Genomic DNA, 13,304 nt, shown 5'->3' on the forward strand with positions numbered 1-13,304 from the left:
CCCCGCCATCGAACCTTACCGACCTCCCGATTCGTCCCGCACAGGCCCACGCCCCCGAGATGGGGCGTCGTGCCGATTACACTGGTTCGGTGAGTTTCGACAACGTACGGGGACGTTCGACCCCAGGCCGACCTTCCCGGACGCCGCAGGTTTCCGGAACTCCGTCCATCGTGGAGCAGCTGGTGCGGCGCCCCGACGGCACCATTCCCTTCTCCGTGGAGTTCAATCCGCCCCGCGACGCGGCCGCCGAGGCGCGGCTGTGGCGGGCGGCACGCGAGTTCGAGCGCATGCACCCGGCGTTCGTGTCCATGACCTACGGCGCGGGCGGATCCACCCGCGACCGCACCGCCCGCGTGACGGGGCAGCTGGCCCGCGAGACCACGCTGCTCACCGTGGCGCACCTGACCGCGGTCGAGCACAGCGTCGCCGAACTGCGCTCGATCGTCGGCACCTACGCCGACGCGGGCATCCGCAACCTGCTGGTGCTGCGCGGCGATCCGCCGGGGGATCCGCTGGGGGAGTGGCGCAAACATCCCGAGGGGCTGGAGTACGCGGAGGAGCTGGTGCGCATGGTGCGCGGGCTCGGCGACTTCCACGTCGGCGTGGCATCGTTCCCGCAGGGGCACCACCGTTCCCCGGACCTCGACCGCGACACCGCCTACCTGTGCGCGAAACTGCGTGCGGGAGCGGAATATTCGATCACCCAGATGTTCTTCGACGTGGACGACTACCTGCGCCTGCGCGACCGCGTGGTGGCGTGTGATCCGGTCGAGGGCGCCAAGCCGATCATCCCGGAGCTGATGCCGATCACCTCGCTGCGGACGGTGCAGCGGGCCGAGGAGCTGTCGGGCCGCCCGCTGCCCGCGCGGCTGCTGCAGCGGCTGGAGAAGGCCGCGGGCAACGACCCGGAGGCCAACCGCAACGCGGTGCGCGCGGTCGGCATCGAGATCGCCACCGAGATCGGGCAGCGGCTCATCGATGAGGGCGCGCCCGGCCTGCACTTCATCACGCTCAACTTCGCCAAGGCCACCACCGAGGTGCTGACCAATCTCGGCTACACGGTGACGGCCACCCCGGTGAGCGCCTGATCGGCGTTTCGCGGCCGATAGCGAGGGGTGTGCCCCATTCTCGGAGTACCGTCACGTCTCGACCGTGACGACGAGGAGTACTCCGATGACCGTGTTGCGCAGTCTGCTCCGTGTCTCCGCTGTGGTGGGCGCGTCCGTCGCGCTGGCCTGCGTCGGATCCGTCACCGCGGTGGCGGGGCCATCCGGGCCGGAGGCCGCCATCGCCGCGGCGGGCCGGGTCGAGACATCGGCGTCGGCGATTTGCTCACCGCTTACCAGACCGCGGTTCAGAGCCTGCAGCAGGTGGGAGTGCAGCCGTTCCTGTACCCGTCCGCGTCGGCGCTGTGCCACGACGGCACCACCCTGGGCCTGGTGCCCGCGCTGGCCGGAGCGCTGCCCGGCCCATGGCCGAAGACGACGGTGTCGATGCCCGGGCTGGATCTGTCGGCGGTCAAGAAGGGGCAGACGATGTTCGCGTTCGTGCCCTACGGTCTGGGCCCCGACGGCACCGACACGTCGGGCATGCAGGTGGCGTGGCTCAACACCAGCACCGGCCGGGGCGGATTCGCCGCCATGAACCCGCTGTCGCAGGTGGTGCGCGCGATGGTGCCGCCGGAGGTCCCGGCCGAGATCCGCCCGCTGGCCGAACAGGCCGTGCAGAACTTCTTCGCCGCCGCCCTCCCGGCCGGAGGTGTTCGCGCGGTCCCGGTGAACACCGGGTCCGGCACCGTGCTGGCGGCGGTCTTCGGCTCGGTCCGCAACGGCAACCACACGTGTTTCTTCCTGCCGACGGTCGGCATCGTCCCGGTGTCCTGAGCGGCGGTATCGCCCGACGCATCGTCGCCCGCCGCGGCCGATCACATGGCGCGGGCGGGCAGGGACCGTCCCTTCCAGCTCAGTGAGCCCGCGTGGTGCAGGCGGTGGGAGCGCACCGACAGTCGCAGGTAGGCGGCGATCGAGAGCGGATGTGCCACGGCGGCAACGATATCCGCGGCCTTGGGCGCGCCGCCGGATTCCAGGGAACGGGCCAGGAGGCGTCCGGTGATCGCGCAGGCGTAGCCGACCCGCCCGATATGCCGGGTGCGGCCGCGGGCGAACAGGGCCGCCAGCGGGGGAGACCAGAACGCCAGGGCCGTCACCGTGCCGACGGCCGCGCTACCGGCGGCCGAACCGTACGCGGACCACAGCCAGCGGGTGTACCCGGCCTCGAGCGCCGCCGCGCTCCGGTACATCCGGGTGGTGGCGACGCGTCCCGCCGCGACCAGCACGGTGCGATGCCCCGCGCGGCGCAGCGCCCGCGCGAGCGCCAGATCCTCGGTGACCTGCCCGGCGACGGCGCTGTGCCCGCCCACGGCGCGATAGGTGGCGGCGTCGAAGATCAGAAACTGACCGCACGACACGGCCGTCGACGGCCGCAGGCCGCGATCGGTGATCTGGATGGGCAGCGTCGCCGCCCAGGACCAGCACAGCAGCGGCTGCACCAGCGCCTCGGTCACCGATCCGGCCCGCTGATACGGCCAGGGCGAGACCAATCCGGCACGGGCCCTGCGCAATTCGCCGACCGCGGCGGCGATCGCCCCCCGCGCGAGCCGCACATCGGCGTCGAGGAATATCAGCACACCCGCCGGTGCCGCGTCGGAATCGGCTGTGACCCCGGCGATTTCGGCGAGCCGGGCGCACGCGGCGTTCTTCCCCGTCCAGCCGGGCTCCGGTTCGGATTCGGCCGCGATCACCGTGAATCGCTCGTCGCCGCCCACCGCGTGCACGGCGGCCGCGTAGGTCCCGTCGCCCGAGCGGTCGTCGAGGATCAGCACCCGCAATCGCGAAACCCCGTGTTGCGCGCGTAGATCCGCGATCAGCTCGGGGAGCCGCCCGGCCTCGTCGCGGGCCGGAACGCAGACCGTCACCGGCTCGATCACGGTGGTGGGTACCGGGTCGAGCTGCCGTATCGTCGCCCGGTTGACCGCCGCCAGCACGGCGCCGGCGCCCGCGATGAGGGTGCCTCCGGCCACCAGTCCGTCGAACGCGGAGCGAATCCGCCGATTCGTCGCTTCCTCACGTGTTCTCATCATGCGAAGTCCAGCCTTCCACACCCGGCGGCGGCTGTCTCGCGCGTTACGCGCGCTGGCGTGGCCGCGGCGCGGGCGGCGGCGGGGCGGGATTGCGGTTGACGTAGGCCAGGACCGCGACGATGGCGGCGACGGCGAGGGTGATGCCGCCGACGATCCCGGCCCAGCCCGCGAACGAGCGGGTGTTGGGGTCGGCGTACTTCACCTCGGCGCGCACGGTGCTCACATCGCCGGGCGGCAGCTTCCAGGACACGATCGAATCGCCCTCGCGGGTGCCGTTGGTGGTGGCGACGCGGTTGGGGAACGCGACGGTGAACTGCACGTCCGAGCCCTGCGGCGGCACATTGCGCAGATCCACCCGGCCGCTGAGGGTGACCAGGTCGCCGGTGCGGTTGAACGAGAGGTTGAACATCCCCTGCGTCTGGTCCGACAGCTGGCCCAGCTGCTGCACCTCGCCGAAGGTGAGATCGTCGAAATAGACCTGGCTGCCGGTGTATCCGTCCTGCGTGTACGGCTCCACCCGCACCTTGCTGGACAGCGATTCCGGCACCTTGAGCTGCGGGCCCTTGTCCTTGTCGGTGGCGGGTACCGCCGCCGCGACGATGCGCCCCGACACGCGGTCGTTGGTCGACACGCCCATCGATACCTGCAGCCGCAGGCAGCCGGTCAGTAACGGGAGCAGCAACGCCGCCAGCATCACGATGGACCAGGCACGATGACGACGCCGACGCGGCGCGACCACGCGCGCGCCGCCGGGCTTCGATGTTGTCGGACTCGGCTGCACGGCTCACATCGTGCCATGACACGCCGGTCCTCCCGGCACGCGACGGGCCGGGACCTACCGTCCCTCCATCATTTCCGGCGCGCCGCGTGTGCCCCCTCCATCATTTCCGGCACGCCGCGTGTGCCCCCTCCATCATTTCCGGCACGCCGCGTGTGCCCCCTCCATCATTTCCGGCACGCTTTTGGCCGGAATCCACTTACCAGAGGCATTCCGAGGATCCCCATACCGAGGAACCCGTAGGGGGCCGAGGCGGGTAGGTCCAGGAAGGCCGCGTGCGCGAGGGTGGAGCCGAGCCAGGTCCACAGGAAGACGGCGGTCGGGATTGCGGCGGTGCCGGTGGTCACGGGGGAACGGCGGGCGAGCAGTTCGAGCAGGGCGGCCATGAGCGCGGCGAGCACGAGCCAGCCGAGGTAGTTGGTCCACGGAATCTCCGGCAGGCCCGGCAGTCCCGGCGCGGTCGCGCACCAGGTCCACCGGCCGTCGGCGACCATTTGCGGATCCAGGAACAGATCCCAGCCGACCGCGCCGACGGCCGTCATCGGAATGCGCAGGCGGGCACGGGAATACAGCCGACCGGCCACCACCCACACCGGATACAGCCCGCCGGTCCAGGCCAGCGGCACCACCAGCGGGACCCCGGCCACCGCCGGACCCAGCCTTCCGGAGGCGTAGGCGTAGCAGCCGAACGGGAATCCGGAAGCGGTGCCGAGGATCTCGGCGGCGAGCCCGAGCCCCGAGACGATCAGGAGCAATCCGGCGGCGAAGCGGAGGCCCCGGGTAGTCGCGGCGTGCGCGAGAGCCGTTGCCGCCGACAGCAACACGACCACGACCGTGACCCGGTCCCGCCCGGCCCCCTCGGTGAGCGGGTAGGCGATCTGCGCGAGCACCAGCGCGGCGGCCGTGAGCGCGGGCAGCCGCCGGGCGGTCATCGCCGTCCGAGCCGGGGCAGCCGAGGCCGCCGCAGATCACGCAGCACCAGGTGGGCGGCACTGCGGCCGCTGGCCCCCGAGACACCGCCGCCGGGGTGGGTGGAGGCGCCGGTCAGATACACGCCGGGCGCGCCCGGCACGCGCTGCCCGGACAGCTCCGGCACCGGCCGCCACAGGAACATCTGGTCGAGCGACATCTCCACATGCATCACATTGCCGCCGATCAACCCCATCTCCCGCTCCAGATCCGCCGGTGTCTGCACGAACCGCCGCAGGACCGAATCGGCGAAACCCGGTGCGAGGGAATCGACCTCGGCGATGATGCGGTCCCCCTCCCGCTCCGCGTGCGCACTCCAGTCGGAGCCGTCGCCGAGCCGATACGGGTGCCACTGCGACCACAGCGACAGCTGGTGCTGGCCCGCGGGTGCGATCGACGGATCCAGGGCGCTGAAGCTCATCGCGAGCACCACCGGCCGCGGCGGCAGCTCCCCGGCGAGCGCCGCGCCGTGCGCGAGGCGCAGCTGCCGCCGATCGCCGACCAGCAGTTGCAGCCCGTGCGCCGATTCCTCGGTGGCCGCGCCCGGATAGCGGGGCAGCGCGTCGGTCGCCGCCCGCACCACCATGCCGATGCCGGGCCCGATCCGGATGCGCCGCCGCCAGTCGTCCAGGGTGGCCGGATCGAAGCCGCCGCGCCGCAGCAATTCCAGGGTGGTCACGATGTGCGTGCCCGCGATCACGGTGCGCGCCCGCAGGTTTCGCCCCGATGCCGTGCGCACCTGCCACTCGTCGCCGGTGCGTCGCAGCTCGGTGACCGCATCGCCCGCCGAGACCGTGCCGCCGTCGGCGCGCAGCCGGGCGACCAGGGCCGCGGTGAGCGCCCCGCTGCCGCCGACCGCGCGCCCCGGCGGCAGCGTGTGCATGAGCGCGGCGAAGCCCACCATCGGGGCCGTGCCCGGCTCCGACATCGGCGGCCCGGACTGCGCACCGAACCAGGCCAGCGCGGCCTTGAGCCGCTCGTCGTCGAAGAGGCTGTCCAGCAGGGCATCTCCGGACTGCAGGAACTCCCGCGACAGGGCGGCGCCGCCGTCGCGGCTGTCCAGCCCCCAGAACGAACGCAGCAGCCGGCCGGGGCCGGGCGGTCCGGAGAATGCCCGCAGCACCCGCTGCGTGCGCGGGCCCCACACCCGCACGAAGCGCCGGTAGGCGTCGGCATCGCGGGTGCCGCACGCGGCCTGGATCGCGCGGCAGGTGCTGTCGAGATCGCGGTGGAACACGATCGGCGCGTGCCCGGTTCCCGCCGGTGCGGGCGCGAATCCCCAAGGGTCGCAATCGATATAGCGCAGCCCGAACCGTGCCAGTTCCAGTTCCTCGATGATTCCGGTGTGCCGGATCATGATGTGCGCCGAGGAGCCGCGATCGACCAGATGCCCGGGGAACCGCTCCACGGTCGACACCGCCCCGCCGAGCACCTCGTCCCGCTCGAGGACCTCCACCGCATGCCCCGCACGCGCCAGATAACAGGCGGCGACCAGCGCATTGTGCCCCGACCCGACAACCACGACCGGCCGCGCCGGTCCACTCACGCCGCCGCCTCGCTCACGGCGCTTCCAGCGGCAGGCGGCGGCCCAGCACCGCGAATCGGCGGGTGTCGCCGGAGAAGACGAAATGGCGGACCACGTCGGTGAATCCCTGGCGCCGGTACAGCCGCCAGGCGCGGTTGTCCTCGCGATCGACCTCCGGTGTGGACAGCAGCGCCGCGGTCTCCGGCCGGTCGCGCAGCAGCCGGACCAGCAGCGTCTCGCCGATCCCGCGGCCCTGCGCCGCGGGATGCACGTGCAGCTCGGTGAGTTCGAAGTAGTTCGACAGCAGTTCGCGCGCGGCGTGCTCGGGCCAGCCGGAGCGGCGCATCCCGTTGTGGACCTGCTGGTGCCACCACTGATGCGGGGCGCCGTGGTAGCCGTAGGCGATCGCCACGATGGGCGCGGTGCGCAGATCGAATTCCCCGGTGTCATCGGGGATTACCGCCGCCACCGCCTGCCAGCCCGGGCGCGTGGTGTGCTCGGTCCACATCGGCGCGCGGTGATGTTCGGTGCCGCGCGGATAGTCCATCGCCGCGACGTACACCGCGAGCGCGTCGTGCAACCGGGCGCGCAGCGCGGCGACCGACAGGTCGACGACGACGGGGGCGGGGGTGGGGTGCGGTCTGAGGGCGGTCATATCAGGACGGCGTGGCTCTCGTTCGACGCGGTGGCCGCGCTCGGACGCGGGGACGAGCGCGGGAGCGGAAGTTTGTCGGTGGTCGTCTCTATATTCACACTCAATTGAAACGTTCGAATACCTGTTCGGTCCGTCCGGTCGGCGATGTACTCGGCGGGCCCGGGTGTGCGAAGGGGTTGGAGGTGCCGCAATGGCTGGTCGGATCGGGCATCCGGGTCGCTCCGGGCGGGCGGGTGGTCTGCTGGACCGCGCCGACGGACTGCTGCTGCAGTCTTCCGGCGAGGGCGATTCGCGCGAGCGATTCCGGACCGCCTACCTGGCGGCGCTGCGGGGTGCGGGAGCGGTGCTCGCGCTCACCGGCGCGGACCGCGCGCCGCGGGCGCGCTCGCGCAACGCCTGGGTGCTGATGGAGCAGGCCGCGCCCGAGTTCGTGATGTGGGCCGACTACTTCAGTTCCTTCTCCGAGACCCGCGCGGCCATCGAGGCGGGCCTGGATCGGCCGGTCGACGCGCGACAGGCCGATGAGTTCGCTTCTCGGGTAGGAGCATTCCTGCACGATGTGGAAGACTTGATCTGTACGACGGCTCGATTGCGGCCGATCGAGGGTCGGCTTGCCGACGGCACGGCCTGAACATCGGCGAGTAGGTGGTAGCGCACTGATCGAACTCGTATCATTGGTGGCAGGTAGCCGCCAAGGTCGGCTACTTGTCGTCTACCCGGAGGCGACCACCACGACAAGTGCCGGGGGAGGTACCGTGCCACTCTCCGAGCACGAGCAGCGCATGCTCGAACAAATCGAGAGCGCGCTCTATGCTGAGGACCCCAAGTTCGCCTCGACCGTCCGTGGCGGACGCCTACGTTCGATCACCGGTAGACGCAGACTTCAGGCGGCGGCGCTGTTCGTCCTCGGCCTGGTTCTCCTCGTCGCGGGCATCGCCCTGCCCGTGAAGCCGGGCGGTTTCCCCATTATCAGCCTGTTCGGGTTCATCGTGATGTTCGGCGCGGGAGTGCTGCTGCTGATGGGTGGCTCGGGTCTGCCGGGCACCGGTCGCAAGGGCGAGGACGCGCAATCGGGCACCGGCGGTGCCCCGAGCGCTGGCGGTCCGAAGAGCAAACCGCGCAAGTCCGGCGGCGGATTCGCCGCCCGCATGGAGGACCGGTTCAGACGCCGGTTCGAAGAGGGTCACTAGCGCCCATCGATCAACCGCGACACGCCGTGCATAGCACGGCGTGTCGTTTTGTTGTGCGGATCTCTTCCAGATCACCCCACATCCCCCCACGGGATCTCCCCACTCTCACCCACACCGGCTGTCGAGCCCGTCCGATCTGCGAGTTTGCTGACGGTTGTCGGGTCGTCCGACGAATTCGCGGGATGCGTCGGGGGAGCTTGGTGAAATCTCCCCACCAGGGCGATAGCTGACGCGACCTGGGAAATCCGCCACGCGAGGACCGGGATCGCCACGGCTTTCGATTGAAAGTGGGGGAAAGTGGGGTAATGTGGGACGCGCACTGATGGAGGCCGATCAGACGAGGTGATCCAGCAGGAGGTGTCGAGACGGTGTTTCTCGGTACCTACACGCCTCGACTGGACGACAAGGGGCGACTGACGTTGCCGGCGAAGTTTCGGGACGAACTGGCGGGAGGGTTGATGGTCACGAAGGGTCAGGACCACAGCCTTGCCGTGTATCCGAAGGAGGAGTTCACCGCGCTCGCGCGCCGCGCCTCCGCGGCATCCCGAAGCAACCCGCAGGCACGGGCATTCGTCCGGGCCCTGGCGGCCTCCACCGATGAGCAACGTCCGGACGGACAGGGCCGGATCACGCTGTCGGTCGAGCACCGCCGCTACGCGAACCTGACGAAGGATTGCGTGGTGATCGGCTCGGTCGACTTCCTCGAGATATGGGACAAGCAGGCGTGGGAGTCCTACCTCGCCGAAAACGAGGAGGATTACTCGCTGGCCAGAGACGAGTCGCTGGGCGGGATCTTCTAGCCCCGAGCGAGGCGAATGCCCCGCGGCCTCTGACCGACCCGGACCCTGACGTACTTCCCCAACGCCAGGTGCCGAACGTCGGTCAGAGACCACGGGGCATTCACCACCATCGACGTGTGAGTCCAATCGCAGGCGGATCCGGGAGGTCGAGGTGAATCATGAAAACCGGCCTCCCCGCCATGTTCCGGTCCTGCTGCGGCGGGCCGACGAAATCCTCGGTCCCGCACTGGCTTCCGGTGGCGTCCTGGTCGATGCGACGCTCGGTCTGGGCGGCCATGCCGAGCACTTCCTGCGCACCTACCCGGCGATCCGGCTGATCGGGCTGGACCGCGACACCGCCGCGCTGCAGCTGGCGGGCGAGCGGCTGCGGCCGTTCGAGGACCGGATCACGCTGGTGCACACCCGCTACGACGGCCTCGCCGACGCGCTGCGCGAGGCCGGGCTGCCGGCCACCGGTTCCGTGCGGGCGATCCTGATGGATCTGGGCGTGTCGTCGATGCAGCTGGACGAGGCCGAGCGCGGTTTCGCCTACTCCGTGGATGCCCCCCTGGACATGCGGATGGATCCCACCGCCGAGCTGACCGCGGCCGACGTGCTCAACACCTACGGTCACGGCGAGCTGGCCCGGGTGCTGAAAACCTATGGCGAGGAACGTTTCGCGGGCCGGATCGCGAGCGAGGTCGTCAAGCGGCGGCAACAGCGGCCGTTCAGGACGAGCGCGCAGCTGGTGGAGCTGCTCTACGACGCGATCCCGGCCGCCACCCGGCGCACCGGCGGCCATCCCGCCAAGCGCACCTTCCAGGCGCTGCGCGTGGAGGTCAATCGCGAGCTGGAGTCGCTCGAGGCCGCGCTGCCCGCGGCGCTGGACGCGCTCGAGGTGGGCGGCCGCCTCGTCGTCATGTCCTATCAATCGCTGGAGGACAGGGTCGTCAAGCAGCTGTTCGCGCAGCGGTCGGCGTCGCGCACGCCGATCGGCCTACCGGTCGAATTGCCCGGTATGGGACCGGAGTTCACGGTGCTGACCCGGGGGGCGGAGAAGGCATCGGAACAGGAGATCGAGGACAACCCGCGTGCCGCCCCGGTGCGGATGCGGGCCGTGGAACGGATTCAGGAGGCCGGATGAGTGCGGTGCGGACGGTAGTCCCGGAGTCGATGACCTGCGCAACCGCGCAGGGCCCCGGGAATGCCGCCGCACCCTTCCGGTTCATCGCAGTAGGGGAGGCAGAAAGATGAGCGTGCGCACACGGGTGGACGCACCGCGGCGCGCGGTGCGGGAATCCGCACGGCGGGGCCGGGACCCGGAGCGCGCGGCGACCGTCACGCCGCGGCGGGACGAGAAGGCCGCGCCGCGGCGGGTGAAGCAGGCCGAGCGGGTGAAATCCGGTGCGGCCCAACGGGCTTACGCGCGCCGCCGCAATCGCGTCGAGGGCGGTGGCGCGCTGCCTCCGCTGCCGGGCCGCGCCGCCTCGGCGATGGCCGGGCGGATTCCGTTCGTGACCGGCATCATCGCGCTGCTCGCGTGCGGGCTGATGTTCACCCTGCTGCTCACCACCCGGGCCGCCGAGGACAGCTATCAACTCGGCGACGCGCGGCGGATCAACCGCCAGCTCGGCGACGAGCGGGCGGCGCTGCAGCGCGAGGTCGAGTTCGCCGATTCGGCGCCCGACCTGGCCAACCGCGCCCGCGAGCTGGGCATGGTCCCGGCCCGGGATCCCTCCCGCCTGCTCATCGCCCCCGACGGCACGGTGACCGTGATCGGCAAGGAGACGCCCGAACAGGGCGCCCCCGCGCCCCCGCTGAACACCACCCCGCCGCCCCCGGCCGCAACCCCGAAACGCATCCCCACCCAGGGCGAGCGGCTCGTCCCGGTCACCGGTACCCCGTCCCCAGCCCAGCAGGGCCCCAACCGCCCCGCGGCCACGAACGCCGCCGCGGGCGCGAATCAGGCGCCCGGCGCCCACCCGACGCCGCTCGATGGTCCGGGCCCGGGCGTCCAGCCGCCGCGGCCCGTGGAGGGTGAGGTGGGACGATGAGTTCGGGACGGGGACGGTCGAATTCCTCGCGGCGGGCTCCGGCGCGGCCGCGCACCCGAGCCAGACCCGGGACCGCGGCCGACGGCGCGCTACGGCTGCGGTTCGGGGTGGGCCGGATCCTGATGCTGGTGGCGCTGTTCGTGGTCGCGGCCCAATTGCTCTGGGTACAAACGATTTCCGCGCCGACGCTGTCGGCGGAGGCGGCGAATCAGCGCACCGTGCACGTCGCCGACGACGCGATGCGCGGGCCGATCACCGATCGCAACGGCAAGTCGCTGGCGTTCACCGTCGCCACCAAGGCGCTCACCTTCCAGCCGGTCGAGGTCCGTAAACAACTGGCCGAGGCGCGTGCCAAGTCCGCGAAGGCCCCCGATCCCGATCAGCGGTTGCAGGCGATCGCGAAGATGATCCACGACAAGCTCGGCAAGGACGCGCCGAAGGAGTCGGACCTGCTGGGCATGATGCGCAGCGAGGAGACGTTCACCTATCTGGCCCGCAACGTCGACGCCCGCATCGCCTCCGAGATCAAGGAGAAGTTTCCCGAGGTCGGCACGGACCGCCAGCCCAGCCGCATCTACCCGGGTGGATCGCTGGCCGCCAACGTGATCGGCGCGACCGGCTGGGACGGCCACGGCGCGATCGGCCTGGAATCGTCGATGGATTCGGAACTGGCGGGCACCGACGGCTCGCACACCTACGACCAGGGCTCCGACGGTGCGGTGATCCCGGGCAGCGAGCGCGACCGCCAGCCCGCCGTGAACGGCTCCGCGGTGGAGCTCACCCTGGATTCGGATCTGCAGTACTACGTGCAGCAGCAGGTGCAGCAGGCCAAGCAGCTGTCGGGCGCGCAGGACGCCTCGGCGGTGGTGCTGGACGCGCACACCGGTCAGGTGCTGGCCATGGCGAACGACAACACCTTCAATCCGCAGCTGGGGCCGAAGAACTGGAACGCCCCCAATATGGGCAATCCGTCCGTGACCGACGCGTTCGAGCCGGGATCGGTGAACAAGATCGTCACCGCGGCCTCGGCCATCGAGTACGGGCTGACCACGCCGGACGAGGTGCACCAGGTGCCGGGCGCCATCAGCATGGGCGGGGTCACCGTGAACGACGCCTGGCCGCACGGCGTCACCCCGTTCACCACCACCGGAGTCTTCGGCAAATCGTCCAATGTCGGCACCCTGATGCTGTCCCAGCGCGTCGGCGAGGACCGCTACGCCGAGATGCTGAAGCGGTTCGGGCTCGGCCAGCGCACCGGCGTCGGCCTGCCGGGCGAGAGCGGCGGCGTGGTGCCCTCGCGCGATCAGTGGTCGGGCTCGACGTTCGCGAATCTTCCCATCGGCCAGGGGCTTTCGATGACCCTGCTGCAGATGACGGGCATGTATCAGGCCATCGCCAACGACGGCGTGCGGATCCCGCCGCGCATCGTGAAGGCCGAGATCGGCCCGGACGGCAACCGCACCGAGGAGGAGCAGCCCGACGGGGTGCGGGTGGTGAGCCCGCAGACCGCGCGGACCCTGCGCACCATGTTCCAGTCGGTGGTGCAGCACGACCCGACGGGTGTGCAGCAGGGCACCGGGCCGTCGGGCGGCATCGAGGGCTACCAGATCGCGGGCAAGACCGGCACCGCGCAGCAGATCGACCAGGCCTGCCGCTGCTATTCCACCGATCGCTACTGGATCACCTTCGCCGGGATCGCCCCCGCCGACAATCCGCGCTACGTTGTCGGCATCATGCTGAACGCGCCGACCCGCAGCGCCGACGGCAGCGGCGGGCAGTCCGCGGCGCCGCTGTTCCACAGCATTGCCTCCTGGGCCCTGCAGCGCGACCGCATTCCACCCTCCCCGCCGGCGAAACCCCTTGTCCTGCAGGCGATGTAACGGGTTCGAGCGAGGTCGTGCGGGCGGCAGGCCGGGCCGGGCGGCGCTCAACCTGTATGCCAGCAACGCGAGAAGGCGGGCTGACGGTAACCTGACACGTCGATCCGTGTCCGTCACCGTGCGACGGCAGAACAGAACCGCATATACCGAGAGGAGCTTCGTGCCCGTGCAGCCCAGCCCGCAGGTGCTGCGCCCGGCGGCGCCGCCGTCGACCGCGCTGCGAACGGTCGTCGAGCTCGCGGGCGCGCCCCCGCGCCGCGACCACCTCCACGATGTCGTGGTCACCGGGATAGAACAGCGGTCGAACGCAGTGCAACCCGGCGATCAGTTCTCCG

General features: G+C 71.0%; 13 protein-coding genes. 8 read left to right on the forward strand and 5 right to left on the reverse strand.

All coding sequences use genetic code 11. The features are described 5' to 3' along the window. The first annotated feature begins 89 nt into the window (after positions 1 to 89). Together QH290_RS05795 and QH290_RS05800 are read left to right on the forward strand one after the other, a co-directional pair. On the forward strand, positions 90 to 1,088 hold the full coding sequence (locus tag QH290_RS05795) for a methylenetetrahydrofolate reductase (RefSeq protein WP_280269908.1): 999 nt from the start codon (positions 90 to 92) through the stop codon (positions 1,086 to 1,088). 282 nt (positions 1,089 to 1,370) lie between these two features. Next, positions 1,371 to 1,883 (forward strand): hypothetical protein, encoded by a 513-nt coding sequence (locus QH290_RS05800; RefSeq protein WP_280382180.1) that lies wholly within the window; start codon positions 1,371 to 1,373, stop codon positions 1,881 to 1,883. Positions 1,884 to 1,924: 41 nt separating this feature from the next. On the opposite strand, the gene QH290_RS05805 is transcribed toward QH290_RS05800, so the two are convergent. From QH290_RS05805 to QH290_RS05825, 5 genes are all read right to left on the reverse strand, one after another. Continuing rightward, positions 1,925 to 3,139 carry a glycosyltransferase family 2 protein gene (locus tag QH290_RS05805; protein ID WP_280382181.1) on the reverse strand — a complete coding sequence of 405 codons (1,215 nt, stop codon included), beginning with the start codon at positions 3,137 to 3,139 and terminating at the stop codon, positions 1,925 to 1,927. Between the two features lie 43 nt (positions 3,140 to 3,182). Further along, complete coding sequence (locus tag QH290_RS05810) at positions 3,183 to 3,833, reverse strand: LppM family (lipo)protein (protein ID WP_280269922.1); 651 nt, start codon at positions 3,831 to 3,833, stop codon at positions 3,183 to 3,185. 251 nt (positions 3,834 to 4,084) lie between these two features. Next, positions 4,085 to 4,849: a carotenoid biosynthesis protein gene (locus QH290_RS05815; protein WP_280382182.1), complete on the reverse strand. Its 765-nt coding sequence runs from the start codon at positions 4,847 to 4,849 to the stop codon at positions 4,085 to 4,087. Beyond that, positions 4,846 to 6,432, reverse strand: a complete 1,587-nt coding sequence (locus tag QH290_RS05820; RefSeq protein WP_280382183.1) for a phytoene desaturase family protein — start codon at positions 6,430 to 6,432, stop codon at positions 4,846 to 4,848. Before QH290_RS05820 ends, QH290_RS05815 begins: the two co-directional genes overlap by 4 nt. Positions 6,433 to 6,445: 13 nt before the next feature. After that, positions 6,446 to 7,066 carry a GNAT family N-acetyltransferase gene (locus QH290_RS05825; protein ID WP_280269913.1) on the reverse strand — a complete coding sequence of 207 codons (621 nt, stop codon included), beginning with the start codon at positions 7,064 to 7,066 and terminating at the stop codon, positions 6,446 to 6,448. A 190-nt stretch (positions 7,067 to 7,256) separates the two neighbouring features. On the opposite strand from QH290_RS05825, the gene QH290_RS05830 reads away from it, so the two are divergent. The 6 genes from QH290_RS05830 to QH290_RS05855 all read left to right on the forward strand — a co-directional run bounded on the left by QH290_RS05830 (position 7,257) and on the right by QH290_RS05855 (position 12,969). Then, positions 7,257 to 7,697, forward strand: coding sequence for an SAV_6107 family HEPN domain-containing protein (locus QH290_RS05830; protein ID WP_280269914.1), 441 nt, complete (start codon positions 7,257 to 7,259; stop codon positions 7,695 to 7,697). A gap of 124 nt (positions 7,698 to 7,821) precedes the next feature. Then, positions 7,822 to 8,256, forward strand: coding sequence for a DUF3040 domain-containing protein (locus QH290_RS05835; protein ID WP_280269915.1), 435 nt, complete (start codon positions 7,822 to 7,824; stop codon positions 8,254 to 8,256). 368 nt (positions 8,257 to 8,624) lie between these two features. Next, on the forward strand, positions 8,625 to 9,056 hold the full coding sequence (gene mraZ, locus QH290_RS05840; RefSeq protein WP_280269916.1) for a division/cell wall cluster transcriptional repressor MraZ: 432 nt from the start codon (positions 8,625 to 8,627) through the stop codon (positions 9,054 to 9,056). Between the two features lie 151 nt (positions 9,057 to 9,207). Next, positions 9,208 to 10,179: a 16S rRNA (cytosine(1402)-N(4))-methyltransferase RsmH gene (gene rsmH / locus QH290_RS05845; RefSeq protein WP_280382184.1), complete on the forward strand. Its 972-nt coding sequence runs from the start codon at positions 9,208 to 9,210 to the stop codon at positions 10,177 to 10,179. A gap of 106 nt (positions 10,180 to 10,285) precedes the next feature. After that, positions 10,286 to 11,089 carry a cell division protein FtsL gene (gene ftsL, locus QH290_RS05850; RefSeq protein ID WP_280382185.1) on the forward strand — a complete coding sequence of 268 codons (804 nt, stop codon included), beginning with the start codon at positions 10,286 to 10,288 and terminating at the stop codon, positions 11,087 to 11,089. Beyond that, on the forward strand, positions 11,086 to 12,969 hold the full coding sequence (locus tag QH290_RS05855; protein ID WP_425301813.1) for a peptidoglycan D,D-transpeptidase FtsI family protein: 1,884 nt from the start codon (positions 11,086 to 11,088) through the stop codon (positions 12,967 to 12,969). Before ftsL ends, QH290_RS05855 begins: the two co-directional genes overlap by 4 nt. Positions 12,970 to 13,304: the final 335 nt, after the last annotated feature.

It is taken from the genome of Nocardia wallacei, assembly GCF_029869545.1.
Lineage (GTDB): Bacteria > Actinomycetota > Actinomycetes > Mycobacteriales > Mycobacteriaceae > Nocardia > Nocardia wallacei_A.

Bases quoted from the DNA above. Each gene is read 5' to 3' on its own strand.
- QH290_RS05830 (WP_280269914.1), top strand. From the start codon at position 7,257: ATGGCTGGTCGGATCGGGCATCCGGGTCGCTCCGGGCGGGCGGGTGGT.
- QH290_RS05805 (WP_280382181.1), bottom strand. From the start codon at position 3,139: ATGATGAGAACACGTGAGGAAGCGACGAATCGGCGGATTCGCTCCGCG.
- QH290_RS05855 (WP_425301813.1), top strand. From the start codon at position 11,086: ATGAGTTCGGGACGGGGACGGTCGAATTCCTCGCGGCGGGCTCCGGCG.
- QH290_RS05815 (WP_280382182.1), bottom strand. From the start codon at position 4,849: ATGACCGCCCGGCGGCTGCCCGCGCTCACGGCCGCCGCGCTGGTGCTC.
- ftsL (WP_280382185.1), top strand. From the start codon at position 10,286: ATGAGCGTGCGCACACGGGTGGACGCACCGCGGCGCGCGGTGCGGGAA.
- QH290_RS05825 (WP_280269913.1), bottom strand. From the start codon at position 7,066: ATGACCGCCCTCAGACCGCACCCCACCCCCGCCCCCGTCGTCGTCGAC.
- QH290_RS05810 (WP_280269922.1), bottom strand. From the start codon at position 3,833: ATGCTGGCGGCGTTGCTGCTCCCGTTACTGACCGGCTGCCTGCGGCTG.